Genomic DNA, 22,077 nt, shown 5'->3' with positions numbered 1-22,077 from the left:
CTCAAAGCATTAGTTTATTCATTATTTGGAATCCATAAAGCAGGCTGTTTTTCTTAAAAAAGAGTAACTTTCAGCCTCACGCCCGTTAAGCGGATAAAAATGCTTGGCTATAATCGTCTGTTTCTATTCCGTTTAAACTACTTGTATGGTGAATTATGCATAACTGACCAAATTTTTATATCTAGATAAAATATCTGGATTTTTCCGTAGGCGCTCTTCCACATCAAAAGAGTTCCACCAAACAATAGAGTTTTGCTCTTTACGGTCCTTTTGTCGCTCTAGCATCTCGGTAAGGTCTCTTGTAATTTGAGTATTAACAACAAGCATATATCCTTCAGGCCTATAGTCAAAAATAGTATCTGCAACATCAACATCAGCCTTTCCGACAGATGATTTCTTCGAAGTACTTAAATTTGTTTTACATTGAACAATCATTTTCCCAATTTTTATTGAATTTTCGTCTTTGGAAATTTGATGCTCGTTGTAATGCATATTGTATTCACAGATTAAATCTCTACCATTATCACCTTGATTCGTCGGTGCAACCTTTTTGACAGAAAAGATCCATGCTTCTCTGTTTAGCAGCTCAAGAACTAAATCTTCAAATTCAGCACTTTTACTCCTGTCTGAAATATTCCACACAAACTTTTGACTACCAAAGAGAAGTTCTATTTCATGCTGCTGTCGAGCTCTAATCAATTCTTTCTCTGAATTGACGGACTCCATACCACTATTTGTGTACTTCATAAGTACATGCGAATCTGAAATAAATACTAGTTGATTCTCCTGTGGGATAACCCTGAATTCTGAGCAATCTCCTATTGATTCTAAAATTGCCTTAGCAAAGGCTTTTTCTTTTCGTGATATTGAGTTCTGAATATCGTTATGGATCTCGATTGATGATTCCACACCTTCAATACTTTTAATACCCCCTTCATTTTTTAAGACAAAGCCATTTAGTGTTCGAGCTATATGAGAGCTTCTGAATATAGAAAACCCTGCAGAAAAGCTTCTAAAATAAAACCAATCAGGGTTCTTCCGTAGATTCGCTACATATGATTCATCTTCTCCAACAGCATTGACTATACTCTCTATCCATAAATCAAGCTCTGGTGATTCATTTGAAAAATCATCAGGATCAGAATCATTTGCACCAAGTATGTCTCCTTGATACATATGAAAAATGTATAAATCGAATAGAATATTGTAGAGGCACTTTAGGTCAGCTTGACTATTTTTTCTTATACGCTCATTGAGAGGTTGTGCTGGAAACCAGTACATCCCATATAATTCATCATCTATTCCACTAAATTCATTATGCTCACCTAAAAAGCGAAATGAACTATGGCCTTTGCATTTGGATATAGTGGTTAAAACAGTTGGTATGATGTCATGTAGATCCGTAACTTCCTCAACTCTTCTTTGACGGATGTAAAAGTAAGGTAACATGCGATCTTCATCGAGGTTTTCAAGTATCACGTGCCAAAATGGACAACAATCTAAACCGATTTTAATACTGCCAGATTCAAGTTCCTCAGTACTAAACCCAAGTGCATCTATTTTTTTCAAAAAACCTTTAATCATAACACCTCATACATTAAAACCACGAAGTTCACTTAACAGCTCAGTCTACGATAATTATCGCTTATAAACCGATAATGTCCCTAAATTCAATTTATTTACCTTAACCACCAAATAACCGCATGTAAACAATTACTAAACCTCATATCAGTTTATGTAACTGCAAAAAAAACACCCAAATGGTAGAGTTCAGTAATATTGATTCAACAGCTACTTCCCATACAAACTTATTGTTTATTGAAGTTCAGCCTTTGTTATTTAAAAAAGGCTCTTTTACACTCGCTAAATCGTTATACCTGCACAAATGTATTCAACCATAACGCTTTACGATATTATGCTCCTTTAAATTTAATTTAACTTTCAGGGCATATAATGACAACGCACACACCGCCTTCCCACTCAGCCAACACAGCTGAAAACACTTCTCTTTTTTACGTAATTTTTATCTCTGCCGTGGCTGCTATTGGTGGCTTTTTATTTGGTTTTGACTCAGGCGTTATTAACGGCACAGTGTCGGCGCTCGGTAATGCATTTAATTCAAGCAGTGTGGCTACGGGGTTTAACGTAGCGTCTGTGTTACTTGGCTGCGCCTTAGGTGCGCTTGCTGCGGGGCCGCTGGCTGATAAGTTTGGTCGCCGTGCAATTATGATCATCACTGCGATTATTTTTGCCATTAGTGCATTTGGTTCGGGCATTAGCGAAAGTTCTGCGGAGTTTATTTTTTATCGCTTATTTGGTGGCTTAGGTATTGGTGCTGCATCAGTATTAGCGCCAGCTTACATTGCTGAGGTTGCACCACCAGCACTTCGCGGTCGTTTAGCTACACTTCAACAACTCGCTATTGTACTGGGTTTGTTTGCTGCGTTTTTAAGTAACTATTTAATTGCTGATGCCGCAGGTAGCGCGCAAAATATTTTAATGCTTGATACAGCCGCTTGGCGCTGGATGTTTTGGGCTGAGCTTGTGCCTGCAATACTGTTTTTAGTGGGTGTGTTGTTTATTCCTGAGTCGCCTCGTTATTTAGTGGCGCAAGGTAAAGTGGATGATGCAAAAGCGGTATTTAGCAAAATTTCAGACGACAATGCAGATAAACAAATAAGCGATGTAAAACGCTCATTGCATAGCGACACAAAGCCAAGTATTCGCGATTTATTTATTGATAACAGTAAAAAAGTACACCCAATTGTTTGGGTGGGTGTTGCGCTGAGTGTATTTCAGCAATTTGTGGGGATTAACGTGGTGTTTTATTACGGCTCAGAGCTTTGGCAAGCCGCTGGGTTTGATGAGTCGCAATCGCTATTTATAAATGTACTCGCAGGTACTACTAATATTGTATCAACCTTTATTGCCATTGCCCTAGTTGACAAAATTGGCCGTAAACCACTGCTATTAGTAGGCAGTATTGGTATGTTTATTAGCTTAAGCGCTCTTACTTATATATTTGGTAGTGCAGGCCTTGATGAAGCAGGCAAACTTGCCCTTAGCGATAACATGGGTACGTTTGCACTGATTATGGCTAACTTATTTGTGGTATTTTTTGGCTTAAGTTGGGGCCCTGTTGTATGGGTATTATTAGGCGAAATGTTTAATAATCGTATTCGTGGTGCAGCGCTTGCTGTTGCAGCTAGCGCACAATGGATTGCTAACTTTGCCATTACCATGACCTTCCCTATTATGCTGGCTAACATTGGCCTTGCCGGTGCTTATGGCTTTTATGCGTTATCGGCACTTATAAGCATATTTTTTGTTGTTAAATACATAAAAGAAACACGCGGTAAAACGCTCGAATCTATGTAATTTTTAAAAGCGGTGATATTAATCACCGCTTTGCTTTTACATACAATGGCGTTATTTAAGAATGATTGTTTGGATGAGCTCAACGTTAATTAATAAATATATTTTAAACTGCTGTTGATTCGTAAACGCTCCTTTTACCTGCAAGCTTTTAATACCAAAGTGTACAGCTACCGATTGCATACTTAAATATCACTATAGCTCAATACGTTAGCGAACCTTTTAACTTAAGTTTAGGCTGAATAGCAATCTACGCTCATTTATTTTAACTTTATAACCATTGCCGTATTACCATTTATTATAACTAATCTATTTAAATTCCTTTTTAGAATATCAAAAATTAGCTATTGTCCGCCCATTCCAACTTTATGTATTTACTAAAATGAAAAAACAGTTAATTTCAGGCTTAGCTTTAACGTGTGCGTTAGGTTCGTTCAGTGCATTTGCTACTAATGGTTATTTTACTCACGGCTATGGCATGACCCACAAAGGCATGGCTGGCGCAGGTGTAGCGCTGTCAGAAGAGTTAATGTCTGGTGCTAATAATCCAGCAACCTTTTTACCTAATGGAACAGAGCTATCACTGGGCTTAGAGCTTTTTTCACCTGAACGAAAATATACTGCATCAAAAGTAGATACTTTTTACCCTGGCGCATTTTATCTTGAAGCAAAAACACAAAAAAGCGACAACACCGTATTTGCAATTCCAGAGTTTGCTATTGGCCATCAATTAAATGAAAAAGTAAATATTGGTTTATTAGTGTATGGCAACGGCGGTATGAATACCGAGTACGGCGCAGAATCCTCTCCTGAGGGGACTTTTTACGCTGGTACAACGGGCGTTGATTTAAAACAACTCTTTATTAGCCCAACAGTAAGCTATGAGTTAAATGAACAAACACGCCTTGGTGTATCTCCTATTTACGTGGTGCAACAGTTTGAAGCGCAAGGGCTTGGAAACTTTGCTCCTTTTTCGCAATCACCCCAAGCGCTTACAAATAATGGCACCGATACAAGCACAGGCTTAGGCATTCAACTAGGTATTAGCCAAGATATAAATTCGTCATTAAGCTGGGGGGCAAGTTACCGCTCATCAGTGTCTATGCAAGAGTTTGATAGCTATAAAGGTTTGTTTGCAGAGCAAGGCGGATTTGATCTGCCAAGTTCGTTTCAACTTGGTGCAGCTTATAAGCTTACCCCAAGTAATCAGGTTGTATTTGATTGGCAAAAAATAAATTACAGCGAAGTAAAAAGTATTGCAAATCCAATCAATAACTTGATGTCAGCGCCTTTAGGGGCTGATGCAGGAGCTGGGTTTGGCTGGAACGATATGACTATTTATAAGCTTGGCTATCAGTGGCAGCGTACATCGCAACAAAAAATTCGTTTTGGGGTATCTTACACCGAGCAACCTATTCCTTCATCAAACGTTTTGCTTAATATTTTAGCCCCGGGCGTTCAAGAGTGGCATTTTACTACTGGCTTTAGCCATTCTTTTACCAACAAGGTACAATTAAACGCTATGGCTTTTTATTCGCCAGCAAAAAAAGTAACGGGTACTAACTACTTAGCGCCTAATCAACAATTATCAATCGAAATGAAACAAACCGGTTTAGGCGTTTCTATTGTTTGGGAAATTTAAAAATGATAACAGAATTCACCCCAGTATCGGCTGCAATAGGCGGGGCATTAATAGGTATAGCGTGTACGTTATTACTGGTTTTATACGGAAAAATTGCAGGTATATCAGGCATTGTTAAATCTGTATTCGCTAAAGCAAATTCAGACTCTCGTTGGCAGTTATACTTTATTTTAGGGTTGTTGTTGGCAGGAGTGGCTGTAAGGGTATTTGCGCCTTCTTTATTAGAAGGCGAATTGCAATTACCGCCTTGGCTTATTGTTGTTGCAGGGCTTTTAGTTGGCGCTGGTACAACGTTAGCTAATGGGTGCACAAGTGGCCATGGTGTGTGCGGCATGTCGCGCTTTTCTACTCGCTCTTGGGTTGCAACATGCACATTTATGCTTGTCGCCTTCATTACAGCAAACCTTGTAGGATAAATAATGAAAGCAATTATGATGGTTGTTATAGGCTTTATATTTGGCTTAGGACTTATTATTAGCGGGATGACAAACCCTGCTAAAGTGATTAACTTTCTTACTTATGGAAACCAATGGGACGCAAGCTTAATTATAGTGATGGCTGTTGCCATGCTAATAATGATGCTTACATGGTTATGGGTTGCAAAAAAAGAGAAGCCACTTCTTTCAGGAACGTTTAATTTAAGTGATTTAAAAAAAATTGATGCGCGCTTAATTATCGGCTCGGTACTTTTTGGTTTAGGCTGGGGTTTAAGTGGTATATGCCCAGGCCCGGGTTTGGTTCAATTGGTGTCTCTTAAAATGGAGTTTTTATTATTTTTTGCAGCCGTGCTAGGCGGTATGTGGTTAGCCAAAAAAGTATAATATTTGCTGCCGACTAAACTCGGCAGCTACTTTTACCCAAACAAAGGTACATAACTTGCTGCAATATATATAAAACTATATTGAACAGGTTTAAGTTATGCTAAATAAAGCGCTGGAATTTTCTAACAGCACACCTTGGTTAGGCGCAGCGTCCTCCCTTTTACTTATAGCTATACTACTGTTTTTAGTTCGTTTTTTTGTGATGTACTGGCTAAAAAAATGGACTTCAAAAACCAAATTTATATTCGATACTTTACTAATAGAGTCAATATCTAAGCCGCTAACACTGTGCACAATTATTGTGCTACTCACCATTTTAGAGCACGACACCTTCATTATTAGTACTTCTATTTCTCAACAAATTCCTTTTAATAGCATTAATATTGTACTAGCTCTACTGGCACTTATTATGTTTTTAGACCGCTTTATTATTGGCACTATTAATTACTATGGCAAACAATCTGCCGTTGTTTTTAATTCAAAAAGCATAATTAAAGGCGTGATACGCGTTACATTATCATCCGTAGGAATACTAGTATTAATGGGCACGTTAGGTATTTCTATTACACCCATTATTGCCTCGTTAGGTATTACATCACTGGCTGTTGCCCTTGCTTTACAACCTACCCTCGAAAACTTTTTTTCTGGCGTGCAGCTAGTGATAGATAAACCCATAAGAGTGGGCGATTTTATTGAGCTTGAATCAAAAGAACAAGGCTTTGTAGATCACATAGGCTGGCGCTCTACATGGGTTAAAATGCTACCTAATAATATGATTATTATACCTAATAGCCAATTATCTAAATCGCGTATTATTAATTACTTTTATCCTGAAAGAGAGCTAAGCGTCCCTGTAGATATAAGCGTGCATTACGATTCGGATTTAGAATTTGTTGAGCAAGTAACACTTGAAGTGGCTCGTGAAATACTTATTTCACACGAATGGGGCGTTGATGATTACAATACCTTTGTGGTTTTTCATACCTTTGACAGATCAAGTATTAACTTTACGGTTATGCTGCGCGCAAAAGAATACTTTAATCGCTTTTGGGTTAAATCTGCTTTTATAAAAGCCCTGCATAAACGCTATAAAAAAGAAGGCATTGTAATTCCCTTCCCTATTACGGCTATTAACACTACACAAGAATCCGCTAAATTTAATAGTGATAAAAAGGTGCAAGGCGATACTTAAAACAAAGCGCGAGAGACACTCGCGCTAATAAGTATTAAAACTTGTAGGTTATTTGCCCAACAATTTCACGCGGGCTACCCGGAAAGTGACCGTTACGCTGGCTAAATCCGCTTACAGCATATTCCTTATCAAACAGGTTGTTAATATTTACACTTAGTAATACGTCATCAAAGCGACTCGTCCAGCTCATATCAAATACGGTAAACGGTTTTACTTTTTGACCATCGGAGCTTACTTGCTCACTCACATAATTAGCGCCAAACGCAATAGAGGAATTAATCGAATCGAGCCCAAAGCGTGACCATAAACCCGCCTGATGGCGCGGCGCATTAGCAAAGCGCGAGCCATCACCAAATGTATCTGAAAGCGTATCACCCGTTACGCCGTCTACTACTTGCGTATCGTTGTATGCGTAGTTAGCCGTTATTGTCCAATGCTCGGATAAATCGCCTACTAAAGTTGTTTCAAATCCACGGCTTTCTACTTCACCTATATTTAAAAGTGCAGCAATGCCATCCCCCGCGCCCGTATCTTCAGGATTGCTCATTACCACGTTTTCTTTATTAATTTGATAAACAGCAAATGTACTCATTATTTTGCCGTCAAACCATCGGTTTTTCATACCCAGCTCGGTTTGCTTACCTGTTTCTGGGTCTAAGTTGCCCTCGCCTTCTACATCTTCTTGGTCGGCTGATGATGTAGGGTTAAAGCTCTCTGAGTAATTAATATATACCGATGTGTTTTCTACTGGCTGATAAGTAACAGCAACGCGCGGCGTTATATCGTTATCTGAGTAACTAAAACCTGTTTCTTGATTAAACTCTTTAAAATGGTCATAGCGCAAACCTGCAATTATTGTCCACTGCTCGCCTATGCTAATTACGTCTTGCGCGTATACACCAAATCGGTCGGTATCTACGCCATCGCGGTTCATGTCGGTAAGGTTATAAGTACTTGGATCGGTTTCACCGTAGTTTAAATTAAAAATATTTAAATTAGCGACGCCATCGGCCTCATATCGAGCACGAAAGTAGTCATATTCGGTATCAACGGTGTGGTAATCACCACCAAATAAAAACTGATGTATTAATTGTCCTTGTCCAAAGTTATAAACAAAGTCGGTGGTTACACTTGCCTCTTTATTGGCACGAAATTGCTTACGGTATTCACGCTTAATCGTCTCGTCATCGATATTGGCTACGCCATCACCATTTACATCTACCCAGCTTTGCGACTCATGGTAGGCTTGGTCTCGCTCGTTATCCATGTAACGAAACGTAGTACTTAACGAAAAATCATCATTAAAATAATGGCTAAGTTCTGCTTGAAGCACCAAAGCTTCCATATTTTGATAATCAAACGACTCATTGGCGTTATAACTTGGGTCAACTAAAAAGTTACCGTTGTCATCTACCGGTACGCCACGTAAGCGGTTTCCGCCTAGGTCTTGTTTAATGTAGTCAACACTTGTGGTTAGGGTTGTTGAATCTGTTAAATCAAATAACAATCCACCTGTCAGCTCGGTGTTTTTTGAGTCTGCATTGTTACGAAAGCTGTCTTGCTCTTCATAGTAACCACCCAATCTATAAGCCATTGTATCGCTTAAACCGCCGGTCATATCAAGTGATGCACCACGGGTGTTGTAGTTACCCAAAGTAAGCTTTAGTTCGCGTTTTTGTGTGTAGCTTGGCTTTTTGGTTACGTAATTAATCATCCCACCAGGTTCGCCACCGCCATACAAAGCAGAGGCAGGCCCTTTTAATACTTCAACACGTTCAACATTAAATAACTGCGGTACACCAAAGCCCGAATATGGGTCGCCACGCACACCATCATAAAATACATTGGCGTCATCTCTAAAACCACGAAAAGTTACACCTGAGTAGCTGTATTCACTCACACCCGCAATTGAGCGGTATAAATCGGTAATGTCGCGCGCGGCTTGGTCAATAATAAGTTGCTCGGTTAATACCTGCGCAGATTGCGGTAATTTAATAAGATCTAAATCCGTTTTAGTACCAATTTTACTTTCGGTTTCTAGGTAAAATTGCTGGGCACGACCAGTTACTTCTATTTTTTCAATATCGTTATTTTGCTCGGCAAATGCCACATTAGAAAAAGCAGAAAAAGACGCAGCAATACTGAGCGCCAAATATTTTTGGTTAAACATATTGATCCAAAGAAGAGGTTTATAAAACACTGCGAATGATAACGACTATCATTAACATGTGCAATGTAAATAATTTCATATTCATCCTTATTTTTCGAATGAAGAGTTTTTGAGTAACACACTAAATTTGCAGCTCAGCATTAAAAAAATTAATTAGCATTACTGGAATACAAAATTGATATAATATAACATACCTTTAATTGTAATTTAGTAAGATTATTAAATGATAAATAAACTGCCCGTCACAGTGTTATCAGGTTTTTTGGGGGCTGGTAAAACCACTGTACTTAGCCATATTCTTAATAACAGGCAAGGTAAAAAAGTGGCTGTTATAGTTAACGATATGAGCGATATAAATATCGATGCAGCCACTATTAAAAACGATGTATCGCTCAATCACAGTAACGAAAAGCTCGTTGAAATGAGCAACGGTTGTATTTGCTGCACCCTACGAGAAGACTTACTTGTTGAAGTGGGCAAACTTGCCAAAGATGGGCGTTTTGATTACCTCGTTATTGAATCAACCGGTATTTCTGAGCCATTACCTGTAGCCGAAACCTTCACATTTGCCGATGAAAATGGCGTATCACTGGGTGATATTGCCACCCTTGATACTATGGTAACGGTGGTTGATGCCGTTAACTTTTTAAACGACTACGAACAAGCAAATGATTTACAAGATACTGGCGAATCGTTAGGAGAAGACGACGAGCGAAGCGTAGCCGACCTACTTGTTGACCAAGTTGAATTTGCCGATGTAATCTTAATTAGTAAAACTGATTTAATTACAAACGATGAATTAAATAAACTCACTGCCATTTTAAATACGCTTAATACTCAAGCTAACATTATTCCTATTTCAAACGGCCATATTAATATTAACGAAGTGCTAAACACGGGTTTATTTAATTTTGAACGTGCCCAACAAGCACCGGGGTGGCTTAAAGAAATGCCTGGTGAACATATTCCCGAGACTGAAGAGTATGGAATTAGCAGCTTTAATTACACTGCGCGCCGCCCATTTGACCCAGAAAAGTTTTATAACTTTCTTCATAGCACCGAACAATTTGGCAAACTTATTCGCTCAAAAGGTTATTTTTGGTTAGCAACACGCCCTTTATTTTGCGCGCAGTGGAGCCAAGCAGGCGGTATAGCTCATTACGGATTTGCTGGTATGTTTTTTAAAGCCATCCCCCAAAAAGACTGGCCTACAGAGCCTGAACTGCTTGCTGACATAAATAATAAATGGGTAGAACCCTTTGGTGACATGCGCCAAGAGCTTGTGTTTATTGGTCAATCATTAAATAAACAAGCGATGATTAAAGCGCTTGATGACTGCCTACTACCAGAAGATGCGGTACTTAAGGGTAGGGACTTTTGGAGAACCTATAACGACCCGTTTCCTATTTGGGAGGAAGAGTAATGAATGCCCTAGCCCCAATAACTGCGCAAATAAAGCCTGCGGAACCGCTGTACCGAAAAGCAGCTAAAGAGTGTGACGCCGATGTATTGCCACAAATTTATAACCAAGACACTAACATTGTTATTTGGCAAAGAGACCTTGAGCAAACATTAACAAATGCAGTTAATACTCTCATTAGCGCAAATGCTTTAAAGCCACTAGAACTTGCGGTATCGCCCGATGATGCGTTTGATCAATTAATAAAAACGCTTAAGCCAGAAGATAATAACCGCGATGAAGTTAAAGCGCTGTGTGAAGATATCGCACTGTTGGTTGAAATGTTTTGCTGCCTGTTTGATTTAAAACGCGCCGGTTTAAGGCTAAAAATATTAGATAAACCTATGTGCCCGCGTTTTCATGTAGACAAAATTCCGTGCCGGCTAGTTACTACCTATCAAGGTGTTGCTACGCAGTGGTTAAATCACAGCGATGTAAACCGCTCAAAGCTAGGTACTGGTAATTTAGGTAAACCCGATGAAGAGTCTGGTTTATTTAAAAGCCTAAATAATATTAATCAACTCAAGCAAGGTGATGTTGCCCTGCTTAAAGGCGAGTACTGGGATGAAAACGAAGGTGCGGGGCTTGTACATCGCTCACCCCCGGTGGCTGAAAACGAGCAACGCTTATTACTTACGCTCGATTTTATCTAAAATTTGTTGTGGTGATAAACGCTAAGCTAATGCGCGTTTATCACCCTAGCGATTACTTCGTACAAACCTTGTGTGCTTACAGGTTTAGATACAAAGTCATCCATACCTACACTTAAACAGCGCTGTTTATCATCTTCGTAGGCATTAGCGGTAATTGCAATAATGGGCACATGTGCCTTAGTGTTTACTTCGTTAGCACGTATGGTTTGGGTACATTCGTAACCATCCATATTTGGCATTTGGCAATCCATTAAAATTAAGTCAAAGGTATTACCCTTAAGCACTTTTAACGCTTCAATTCCATCGTTAGCCATTGTAAGTTGTACATGAGTTGGCTCTAACATTTTTGCAATTACTTGGCGGTTTATGGGGTTGTCTTCTACCAATAGTAATTTTTTGCTACCAAGGTTAGGTACTGATTGCGACTGTACTGCGGCTGTGTGCTTTATAAACTCAGCTTTAGGCGCATTAATGTAAAACTTAAGCATGCTGCCTTTACCGGGTTCACTATTTAAAGATATTTCACCCTGCATTTTTTTAATTAACCCTTGGCTAATGGCCAAACCAAGCCCGGTACCACCGTATTTACGTGCAACACCTACATCAGCTTGTGTAAACTCGCTAAACAATAACGATTGCTGATCTTTTGCTATGCCTATGCCGCTATCAGACACACTTACAAATAACTGCTGGCCACTGTAATCAAACGATAAACGTACAAACCCGCGCTCAGTAAACTTATACGCGTTAGATAATAAATTAATAATAACTTGGTTTAAGCGTAAATCATCTACGTTAATACAATCTGGCAAGGTGTTACTGCACTGAACTATAAACTGCACATCGTCAGAGCTTACAATGGGTGAAAACAACGATTTAATATTTTCGATAAAAGGCGCTAAATTTGTAGGACGCGGGCTAATTTGCATTGCATTAGCCTCAATTTTAGAAAAATCTAAAATATCGTTTAAGATTTTCAATAAGTTTTGAGCACTTTTTTGTTGCGTATCTAAAAGATCTCTTTGCTCGTCGGTTAACGAACTATCACGCAGCAATACCTCACCCATGCCCAAAATACCGTTCATTGGGGTGCGTAGTTCATGACTCATATTTGCTAAAAACTGCGATTTAGCCACATTAGCTAAATTAGCACGCTCTACTGCTTGCTTAAGCTTATTGGTTTGCTCAGCAACTTGTTTTTCTAGCTGCTGGTTAAACTCACTGAGTTGTTTGTTTAGGTCTTGGTTTTTTATATTTGACGCTTGCAGGTTTTCTATTGAATGCTGTAGCGCAGTGGCGAGCATTTCAAACTGCTGCTGAAGTTGCAGTACTTCTTGCCAACTTGAATCTGTATTAAAAGTCTGTTTTTTTGATTTATTAAAGCTTTGCATTAAATTAGTTAAACCACTGATTGGCTGCACTAATAAATTTGCAAGTTGGCGTACAAACAGCACCACCATAATAATTAGCATAGCGCCTAGCAAAATACTTGGCAGCCAGGCTTTGGCTACAGCCATACTCAAATGTTTACGATTATAAAAAGTGATTACTTGCCATTTGCTCTGCGGATTAACATATCTAGAACTATGGTAAACCTCATTATTATTGGAGCGAAATAAATTTTTATCGCCCATATTACGCGTATTAAAACCATCTTCGTTAAAGTCGGTTAATATTTTAAACTGCTCAAGCGAGCTAAAAACCACTTTTTGCTTATCATCCAGTACAACTAATTCGCCAGTATTTTCAAATAAATTAGGAACAAACTGCTCTAATCGTCCAAGCTTTAACGACCCCTCTACTACGCCGAAAAACTCACCATCACGATAAATAGGTGCCGACAGCGCAACAATGGCTTCATTGCCAAGCCCTCGCCCTTGAAACACACCACCGCTATAACCGAGAGGATATTGCTTAGCCTGATTAAAGTACTCGCGATCAGTGACATTACGCTGCGCCTTAGTTAGCCCCGCTATAAGGTTATTAGGCGACGTTATTTCGACGTAGCCGCTAGGGGTTGCATACAAGCTTGTAGCAAACCCTGGAAATAGATTCATTAGCCTTTTTAACTGCTGCTCACTATCTGTGCCCGCGCTTATGGCGTCGCTACTCATTACAATGGCATTTTTATGAAACGTTAAATAATCACTTAATTGAGTGCTTATATATTTGGCTTTTTCTTCAAGTTGGGCGTCTACCTCATACTCTAACCGAGAGTGGTGATCGTTCACTAAAATTACACTGGTAAGCAGTATAACCAATATAATAATAACGCTTACAACATAGCTAAGAATGCGAGCAAGAGGCCTGCCCTGATAGGCACGGCTGGCGTGGGGTACAAATACACTAAATAAATCAACTAAAGCTAAGCTAATTAACGCATTTATGAGGTACTTTGATATTGCAACAACTAGCGTTAACCATGGCAGACCAATAAGAAACTGCCCTATTCCCCAAATTATAGGTAAACCAACTAACAGCCAAAAAACAGTACCAAGAGGGAGTATGGGTTTAGAGCGGCGTAAACAAAAAGTGTAAAGCCAAAAAAGCTCGAGTAAATAAACAATACTCGGCCAGCAATGCCCCCACCTATAAAGTAAAAAGCCAGATACAATCGCAAGGCTTAAGCACGCATAACGCAGCCCAATAAACACTAAGCTACATAATACAAATACTTGCCCAAATAAAAACTCAGAACTGTCGAAAAAATATAACGGCGAGAGGTTAACTAAACCCCCTAGCAACCCTAATAAAACAGCGAGTGTCCACTTACTTCTTTGAGGCATTACTTCAACCCTAGAGTACTTTGTTAACACGCAGTGTTAAATTAATATAATTGCTACATTATTGCGTACAAGTTAAAAGTTGTCTAGCGAGAAAAGGAGCTGGAAACTATTAGGTATTATGGGTTAATTTAGTGAAAAAATATATATATTAAGGAGTTAGCGATATACACCCAATGTTGCTTGAAGTATAAGTTGGCATAACCAAACTCGGTTTTATTGCTCCACAGCGACAAAAGTGGAAGCGTAAGTTGACATAAAGTTGAATCATAAAATGGCATAAAGTGACTGGTTTTCTTAAATTAAAAGCTCCTGATACCAAAGCCAGTTTTTTAATGCTAAAAAATTCCGATTAATTTAGTAGAAATAGATATTTCTCATTAAGACTTAAACACCGTTAAGTTTCAATTTTTGATGGTGAAGAAAATGATTGGATAAATTTTATGGGATATCTATGTCGATGACATGACGTACCGATTCGCAACAAACGATTATATTAGCACATCAAGAATAGTGGAAATATCACCTCAGAACCAGCTAATCAAAACTGTCAGTGGTAGCCTTTATCAAGTTATTGGAAAAGGCAAAAAGCCGAAGTGCAAATATGAGTGAGCCATTTAACAATTTGGTTAATGCTAAATTATGTCATCTTATGCTTCTGGTTTATGCAATCTTTTAGTACAAATATGTCAACTTATACTTCAAACAACACCCAAATGAGGAATTTGGGTGGCAGTCTTACCAGCCACATCTCGGCACACACGTCACAAACTGTGGCTGCTCCCTTCCGGGCCTGACCAGGTTCGCCTGCTAGTGTTGCGAGAGGACCAATAAGACTACCATTGAGGGCCTTGGTTGGCGCGGGAAGGATTATCTCTACTTTTGCTCTGTTATTCAAGGGATAATCTAAAAAGAAAGTGCGATTGCATACTTCATATACAATCGCGACGTATTTAGCTGTTTTAGTGCGTATTAATTGTTCTCTAACTGCGCTTTTATATTACGAAGTGCTGCTTTTACTTTTTTCATGTTTTCTGGACCCATACGTAAAAGCTGTTTTTGCGCAGCAGGTAATTGCTCCCACTCCGAAAACGCATACTGATACGTCACTGAATCGCGAAGTAACGGCAAGTCACCTTCAGGCTCTGGCGTATCAAGTAATAAATCGATTGCATCGGTTAGCGTTTGATTAAACTCATCATCGCCATAACCAATTTCACTGTATGCATTATTAATAAGTGGCTTGTACTCTTCGTACATACGAACGGCTTGCGCTGCACTCATACTGGTAAATATTTTCACATACGGGGTATAACGCTCGTAGCTGTTAGGGTTAATTGTGAGGATATCCCCTTCATTAACGCTAAATTTCTCTTCTGGCTGTACAACAGGCGTGTGCTTTTTAGCTACCTTACCTTTAGCTAGGTTATCTACAAATACAACACCACGGCGAATTACATCATCGGTTACCATTAGGCTCATTACTGAGTCGCTTAGGTACTCATCCATTTTAGCAACTACAACTGCATCACTTTCGTTAAGTGTTGGTAGTGGCTCCACTTCAGGCTCCGGCTCACTCGGGCTTTGTGCTGGTACTTCAAGCTCGGCTGGTTTTTCTGGCATTACAGATGGCGCGTCTACCACTGGGTCGTTCTCGGGTTTAAGCTCCATCATAGGTTGCTCTTTAACTACGGGCTCTACCTCAGTGCGTGTTTCTTGCTCGTCACTTGGTGTGAGCAATACGAAGGCGGCCGCACATGCTACGACTATTAAAATAATAACGGCGAAAAGAATATTGTTATTAGGTGGACGTTTTTGAACATCTGATGCTTCTGGTTTATCTGACATACGAACTCCATAAAAATTAAAATGCGATATCACTTAGAGTACGCTAAGTGGATTAAATTCATTCTTACACAAATACTATGACATTTTATAATACGACAATTATAGCAAAGTAAGTTACCTACTAAATTGGGTGATTAAATAATGTAATAAGTATTAGGGCAGTTATCCTTTGATTCTTCTAGCTTAAAGACTTACAGTTAATAAATAAAGTAAAGACGTAGAACAGTTTAACCACCAATATGAAAATCAAGCAAGTTGATCCACAAAAACCTAAAACTGCCTTATTACTTACAGGTGGTGGCGCACGAGCTGCTTATCAAGTCGGTGTGCTAAAAGCGCTAGCTCATAGTATGCCTCGTACTGCTCCATTGCCATTTAGAGTAATAAATGGCACCTCCGCTGGCGCTATTAACTCTGCTGCATTGGCATGTTACGCTTCTTGTGCGCATTTGGCTGTACGAAAGCTCGAATCAGTTTGGAAAAACTTTTCAACCTCTATGGTCTATAAAAGTGACTTTTTAAGCGTGTTTGGTCATATTGCTCGCAATATCTTAACGAGCTTTCAGTCAGAGCATATTAACCACCCACCAGCGAGCTTACTAAATAACCGCCCTCTGCGTAGTTTATTAAACGAGATTTTAGATTTACACCGCATTGAGCGCAATTTACACCGTAATTATTTAGATGCGCTGTCTATTACAGCCTCAAGTTATACAACGGGTGACTCGGTTGCATTTTTTCAATCTAATACGCAAACATCGTGGCAACGTGCTAAACGCGAAGGCCGCGCAACTCGTATTAATGTTGAGCACTTAATGGCATCAAGTGCCATTCCTATGGTGTTTCCAAGTGTAAATATTTATAACCATTACTTTGGTGATGGCTCTATACATCAACTTTCTCCGCTGAGTCCGTCGATTCATTTAGGCGCTGAAAAAATATTTATTATTGGGGTAGACCAACCTAAAGAATTACACCCGCCGGGTTATTCGCCACATTATCCTGGACTCTCTGCTGTTGCGGGGCATTTACTAGACAGTGTATTTACCGACACTATGCAATCGGATTTAGAGCGTTTGGCTCGTGTTAACCGAACATTAGGGCTATTACCCGCTCGTGATAAACATCAAGAACTTAAACAAATAGATACCTTTGTAATTAACCCATCGCAAAACTTTAACGCAATTGCAGCGCAGTATTACGACGATATGCCTTGGGCTATTAAAGTATTGCTACGTACCATAGGTGTTAAAAAACATTCGCAATCGAGCTTAACCAGTTATCTATTGTTTGAAAAACGCTACACCCAGCATTTAATGCAAATTGGTTATGAAGACGGTATGAAAAAATTACCGGAGATACGCAAGTTTTTAGAACTAGATTAAGCTCAAACAGAAACGTTATTCTATTCCGTCGAGAAGGTAGTGCTCTACCCGCTCAACACGCCTTGGTTTACCTTGTAACACTAAAACGTCATTAGCCAATAAGGTTGTTTGTGCTGATGGCGTGTCTATTTCGGCTCCTTCTCTGCGCAGCGCTTTTACCAGTACCCGACGCTTTTCTAAATTTAGATTTTCGATTGTTTTATTAACTGCATAAGCTTTATCAGGCAGAGCAACCACATGTAAGTACTCTAACCGGTCACTTGATGTATCTTCGTTATCTTTAAAATAGCCTGCATAAAAGCTTTGCATTAACGGATAACGATTACGACGCTCTTTACTTACTCTTCGCACAATACGCGTCATCGGTACGCCCGACATAGACAACACATGCGACACGAGCATTAAGCTTGCCTCTAACGACTCAGGTACTACTTCGGTTACACCTAGCTCTTTTAAATAATCTAGCTGGCTATCGTCACGGGTACGAATGAGTATTTTAACATTGGGTGCTATTTGCTTTATGACATCAATAACAACCTGTGCATGATCAAACTCTGTAAAAGTAATAATAACCAAGCGAGCTCGCTCTACTCCTGCGCACTTTAAAATATCTTTTTGTTTAACATAGCCAAATATGACAGGCTCACCCGCCGCTTTGCCTTCTTGTACTAAAATTGGGTTACTTTCAATCGCAACATAGTCTATTGCTTCGGGCTTTAAAAAACGCGCTATAGTTTGCCCAACTCGCGAAAAACCACAAATAACAACATGGTCACTATAAAGCGTACTACTTTGTGGCTCACTCTCGAGCGCCAAACTTGGGCGATCGAGTATGCCTAAACGCTTTAAAATAAATGGCGTTTTATCAATCAAAAATGGGGTAAATGCCATTGAAAGCACACCAAGGGCAATTAAAAATGAAGCTTGCTCTGAATTTAATAATTGATGCTGGCCAGCAAGTGCAATAAGTACAAAGCCAAACTCCCCCATTTGCCACAGCATAATGCCACAGGCGAGTGAATCTTGGTTTCGCTCATGCATTAGCCGCGCGCTAAAGGCTACCACTGCAATTTTTAACACCAGTAAACCCAGCAAGGCGCCAATAATTATTACGATATGCCCCAGTACAAATAAAATATCCAGCTGCATACCTACAGTAACAAAAAATAGCCCCATTAAAATATCGCGAAATGGGCGTATATCGGCCTCTAACTGATGCCTGTAATGGCTCTCACCTAACATCATTCCGGCTAAAAAAGCACCTAGCGCCATAGACAAGCCAAACATATACGTTAAAAAGCCTGCAAACAACGCGACTAATATGGTGGTAAGTACAAATAACTCATCGGTTCGTACTTGCGCTATTTCTTTAAACACAATGGGCAATACCCATTTACCAATTGCCCAAAGAAGCACACATACAAATGCGCCTTTACTTAGGGCAAACGCTAAAGCCCAGCCAATACTTTGAGAGTCACTTGATGCAAATAAAGGAAGTATTATTAATAGAGGAACAACAGCAATATCTTGAAAAAGTAGAACACCAACGGCTAATTGCCCACGGCGCTGATTAAGCTCACCCGTTTCTTTTAATAGCTTAACTACTACAGCGGTTGAAGAAAGCGCCATAATTGTGCCGATGGTAAAACTGGTGAGTAATGAAAAGTTTAAGCAATATAGAATAATAATGAAGAGTAAACTGGTTATACCTACTTGTAATGAGCCCAAACCAAATACTAGGTTTCGCATTGCCATTAGTCGAGAAATAGAAAATTCTAGCCCTAAACTAAATAACAAAAACACAATACCCAATTCAGCTACAAACTCTATTTCGTGAGATTGTGCAAGCCAGCCAATACCATGACTACCGGCTAAAACCCCCGTTGCTAGGTACGCTAAAATAGGCGGCAAGCCAATGCGCTTAAAAAACCACACAAAAAGAACTGCCGCGACTAATAAGCCAAAAATTTGAGCATTAATACTTTGCAAATGCAGCCTCGCGTTTAAATTAAACTAGTAGCTTGTAAGTAAATATAACAACCATATGTTTTTCATGCAATTTTAAAATATGGCACAAAAATAGCTTAGTTATTGCAAAGTAACACCCTCGGGGGAGAATTTAATGGAAAACGTCCATATTTTGACGCAGCGTGTGTCTGGTCGCGGTGATTTTTTGCCGTTTTCGGCTGAACACTCACCTACAAATGAAATAACTGAAACGCATGAACTCGTCGCAGAGCTACAAACAAGCTTAGTGATCGAGGATGTTCTGGCTATTTACGCTAAATTTGCAAAACAATTGCTCAATTTTTCTGGATTGCAGTTTCAATCAACTTTAGGTACTGCTCAAACATCACAAAGTGATACAAATAGTACACCCTATATTTTTGATTTAGCGATTAATAAAGACCACTTAGGGCAGCTAATTTATTTTAGTAAATTCCCACTTGGTCACGCAATTGAGAAAAAATTACATACATTACATAGTGCGCTGGTTTATCCACTTCGTAATGCGATGATGTATAGCCGCGTACTAAAGCTTGCCACAAAGGATGCGTTAACCGGTTTAAATAATCGTAGTCAATTTAATGACTTTTTACTTCAAAAGCTTGAAAACTGTCGCCGTTATCAACGCCCATTTAGTTTAATGTTGCTTGACTTAGATAACTTTAAACAAGTTAACGACAACTTCGGCCATAAAATTGGTGACGATACACTTAAAGAATTTTCAAAAGTACTGTGTAGCAGTATACGCGGCACTGATTCGGTATTTAGATTTGGTGGTGATGAGTTTGCTTTACTTATTGAAGACCCTGAGTTTACAACTAATAAAGTGATTGCTGAGCGTATAATGTGCTTAGTAAGAAAATCGCCATTAATGTCTAAGTATAAAGTAACAACCAGTATTGGTTTTACTTTAGCTAACAGCCAAGATTGCGAAACTGAGATATTTGCTCGAGCCGATAAAGGTTTATACAAAGCAAAGGCATCAGGTAGAAACTGCGCAAAAGCATATTAGCCTTTACTTAACTGCATTAAATAAAAAAGCCTAGCTTCCCCCGCTAGGCTTTGCACATACCAATTTATAAATAAACAACGCAGCACAAAAACCAAAAAAGAACCCGCTAATTAAATTAAGTAATGCAGTAATAGTCGCAAGCGGTGTAAATAATACTAAAAGCAGTGGCAGACTCACGCCTAAAATAAAAAACAATCCACCTTTACCTAACCAATAAGCTAATAAAAGTACTGCAGATGCAATCCCACCAGCGACTGCATAACCTAACGTAACTATATTTAACTCAAGTAAAACATTAGCGATAACAGCAATAAGCGCTGTTATTAGCATACCCATTGGCGCTTTTTTTACTAACGATAAGCCAACATGCGGCTGTTTACTCATTTATTTACACTCCCAAAAAATACCATTTTCATCAACATGCTTAGCGCTTATAAAACAACCAACCACTTGAACTAATTCATCATTATAAAAAATAAGTGGCACACTGGCGCGTAGCCACGGCGCTATTTTTGCATCTTTAAACCAATGCTTAACTGTATTACTACCAGGCTTTTTAAATGGTTTAATACGTGCGCTATTGCAATTAAAGCGCACTATTACTTGCTCATTTGAGTGTGGAGGTCTTACTCCAAAACCAATGCTTTTAATTAATAAGCGCCCGTCTGCAAGTTTTAGCTGCGAATGATTCAGCTCAATATCAGTTAATACTTCGCTTGGTGTTACAAAATACAAATAACCTTGATGGCGACGTATTTGCCCATCGAGCAAATCAATACGCATTTGTGCGTCGTTTTTTGCGCACATTGCTTGATTAATAATTTGCTCAAGCTGCTTTTGCGATGGCATGACTTGTGTAAATAATGCAAGCCACGCACGTACTATATTTGCAATACGCGCTGAGCTGTATTCACTTATTTGGCTAATGCACAGTGCTTGGTGCTCGTTAATACACTTATTTAAATCAAGCTGAGTGTATTCATCAAGTAATGTTTGCTGTTGTTGTAGTAGCTCAATACTTCGTGCTGTACATTGTTCAAACCCAGTAAAGCGCTCGGCTAACACAGGTACTATTTTTGAGCGTAAAAAGTTACGGTCAAAACTTTCATCTGTATTTGAGTCATCAGTTATGTGGTTAATACTAAAGCGCGCCGCAAACGCTTCTATATCGCTTCGCTTTACGTTTAACAATGGCCTAAAACATACACGGCCACTTTGCAGCAAACGCGCTTGGTGCATGGCTCCAAGCCCTTTTAAACCCGAGCCACGCTTTAAGCGCAGTAAAAACGTTTCTACTTGGTCGTTTAAATGTTGGCCCAATAAAACAATGCTGCCTTGTGGGCTTAGCTCATCAAGTGCTTTGTAACGTGCATCGCGAGCTTGGGCTTCAAGGCTCGTACGCGACTGCTGCTCAATTACAACTTTTGCGACTTTAAAAGGCACATCAAGCTCAATACATACATTCTTGCAAAAGCGTTGCCAGTCATCAGCATACTGGCTCAAGCCATGGTGAACATAAATAGCCGATACATCAATTGCAGGATTATCGGCTCTTAAAGCACGCATTAAATGCAGCAACACCACAGAATCAACACCACCAGAAAGCGCCACAGTAAAAACAGTGTTACCTTGCTCAATATAGCTATTTAGTGATTTTTTTAATTGCTGATAAATTGCTGTTGTATGCATATGGCCGCACTTTTATATAAAAACTCTGAACATTTTAAAGC

Annotated in this window: 16 protein-coding genes and 1 other RNA gene; 9 read left to right on the top strand and 8 right to left on the bottom strand. The window is 39.3% G+C overall.

What is annotated here, in order from left to right; translation table 11 throughout:
• Nucleotides 1-153 precede the first annotated feature (153 nt).
• Nucleotides 154-1,584 carry a restriction endonuclease gene (locus tag H5117_RS15200; RefSeq protein ID WP_182738559.1) on the bottom strand — a complete coding sequence of 477 codons (1,431 nt, stop codon included), beginning with the start codon at nt 1,582-1,584 and terminating at the stop codon, nt 154-156.
• Nucleotides 1,585-1,953: 369 nt separating this feature from the next.
• Here H5117_RS15200 and H5117_RS15195 point away from each other — a divergent pair, with 369 nt between their 5' ends.
• The 5 genes from H5117_RS15195 (at nt 1,954) to H5117_RS15175 (ending at nt 7,030) form a co-directional block, all read left to right on the top strand.
• Nucleotides 1,954-3,378 carry a sugar porter family MFS transporter gene (locus H5117_RS15195; protein WP_182738558.1) on the top strand — a complete coding sequence of 475 codons (1,425 nt, stop codon included), beginning with the start codon at nt 1,954-1,956 and terminating at the stop codon, nt 3,376-3,378.
• 379 nt (nt 3,379-3,757) lie between these two features.
• Entirely contained in the window at nt 3,758-5,017 is a 1,260-nt protein-coding gene (locus tag H5117_RS15190) for an OmpP1/FadL family transporter (RefSeq protein WP_182738557.1), read from the top strand.
• Between the two features lie 2 nt (nt 5,018-5,019).
• Nucleotides 5,020-5,433 carry a YeeE/YedE family protein gene (locus tag H5117_RS15185; protein ID WP_021032090.1) on the top strand — a complete coding sequence of 138 codons (414 nt, stop codon included), beginning with the start codon at nt 5,020-5,022 and terminating at the stop codon, nt 5,431-5,433.
• 3 nt (nt 5,434-5,436) lie between these two features.
• Nucleotides 5,437-5,838 carry a DUF6691 family protein gene (locus tag H5117_RS15180; protein ID WP_002958285.1) on the top strand — a complete coding sequence of 134 codons (402 nt, stop codon included), beginning with the start codon at nt 5,437-5,439 and terminating at the stop codon, nt 5,836-5,838.
• A 97-nt stretch (nt 5,839-5,935) separates the two neighbouring features.
• Nucleotides 5,936-7,030, top strand: a complete 1,095-nt coding sequence (locus H5117_RS15175; RefSeq protein WP_182733811.1) for a mechanosensitive ion channel family protein — start codon at nt 5,936-5,938, stop codon at nt 7,028-7,030.
• Nucleotides 7,031-7,064: 34 nt separating this feature from the next.
• Here H5117_RS15175 and H5117_RS15170 read toward each other — a convergent pair whose 3' ends face one another.
• Nucleotides 7,065-9,200: a TonB-dependent siderophore receptor gene (locus H5117_RS15170; RefSeq protein ID WP_182738556.1), complete on the bottom strand. Its 2,136-nt coding sequence runs from the start codon at nt 9,198-9,200 to the stop codon at nt 7,065-7,067.
• A 223-nt stretch (nt 9,201-9,423) separates the two neighbouring features.
• Between H5117_RS15170 and zigA the strand changes: the two genes are divergently transcribed.
• A complete protein-coding gene (gene zigA, locus H5117_RS15165; protein WP_182738555.1) occupies nt 9,424-10,623 on the top strand; it encodes a zinc metallochaperone GTPase ZigA in 1,200 nt (399 codons plus the stop codon).
• A complete protein-coding gene (locus tag H5117_RS15160) occupies nt 10,623-11,312 on the top strand; it encodes a DUF1826 domain-containing protein (protein WP_182738554.1) in 690 nt (229 codons plus the stop codon). Before zigA ends, H5117_RS15160 begins: the two co-directional genes overlap by 1 nt.
• 26 nt (nt 11,313-11,338) lie before the next feature.
• Here the strand turns inward: H5117_RS15160 and H5117_RS15155 are convergent, their stop codons facing one another.
• From H5117_RS15155 to H5117_RS15145, 3 genes are all read right to left on the bottom strand, one after another.
• Nucleotides 11,339-14,098, bottom strand: a complete 2,760-nt coding sequence (locus H5117_RS15155; RefSeq protein ID WP_182738553.1) for a response regulator — start codon at nt 14,096-14,098, stop codon at nt 11,339-11,341.
• Between the two features lie 733 nt (nt 14,099-14,831).
• Nucleotides 14,832-14,928, bottom strand: an RNA gene (gene ffs, locus H5117_RS15150) — signal recognition particle sRNA small type.
• 139 nt (nt 14,929-15,067) lie between these two features.
• The gene (locus H5117_RS15145; protein WP_182674390.1) at nt 15,068-15,943 is read right to left on the bottom strand and encodes a DUF3014 domain-containing protein; all 876 of its coding nucleotides are present in this window, start codon (nt 15,941-15,943) and stop codon (nt 15,068-15,070) included.
• 239 nt (nt 15,944-16,182) lie between these two features.
• Here H5117_RS15145 and H5117_RS15140 point away from each other — a divergent pair, with 239 nt between their 5' ends.
• Nucleotides 16,183-17,328, top strand: coding sequence for a patatin-like phospholipase family protein (locus H5117_RS15140; RefSeq protein WP_002958292.1), 1,146 nt, complete (start codon nt 16,183-16,185; stop codon nt 17,326-17,328).
• A gap of 15 nt (nt 17,329-17,343) precedes the next feature.
• Here H5117_RS15140 and H5117_RS15135 read toward each other — a convergent pair whose 3' ends face one another.
• Nucleotides 17,344-19,317 carry a monovalent cation:proton antiporter-2 (CPA2) family protein gene (locus H5117_RS15135; RefSeq protein ID WP_182738551.1) on the bottom strand — a complete coding sequence of 658 codons (1,974 nt, stop codon included), beginning with the start codon at nt 19,315-19,317 and terminating at the stop codon, nt 17,344-17,346.
• A 133-nt stretch (nt 19,318-19,450) separates the two neighbouring features.
• Here H5117_RS15135 and H5117_RS15130 point away from each other — a divergent pair, with 133 nt between their 5' ends.
• On the top strand, nt 19,451-20,347 hold the full coding sequence (locus H5117_RS15130; RefSeq protein WP_182696038.1) for a GGDEF domain-containing protein: 897 nt from the start codon (nt 19,451-19,453) through the stop codon (nt 20,345-20,347).
• A gap of 30 nt (nt 20,348-20,377) precedes the next feature.
• Here H5117_RS15130 and H5117_RS15125 read toward each other — a convergent pair whose 3' ends face one another.
• Complete coding sequence (locus H5117_RS15125) at nt 20,378-20,731, bottom strand: hypothetical protein (RefSeq protein ID WP_024596259.1); 354 nt, start codon at nt 20,729-20,731, stop codon at nt 20,378-20,380.
• Entirely contained in the window at nt 20,732-22,036 is a 1,305-nt protein-coding gene (gene tilS, locus H5117_RS15120; protein WP_182738549.1) for a tRNA lysidine(34) synthetase TilS, read from the bottom strand.
• Between the last annotated feature and the right edge of the window lie 41 nt (nt 22,037-22,077).

It is taken from the genome of Pseudoalteromonas sp. SG45-1, from assembly GCF_014164135.1.
Lineage (GTDB): Bacteria > Pseudomonadota > Gammaproteobacteria > Enterobacterales > Alteromonadaceae > Pseudoalteromonas > Pseudoalteromonas distincta.
The sequence above is the reverse complement of the archived record's forward strand: the minus strand, read 5'-3'. Positions and strand labels throughout refer to the sequence as shown.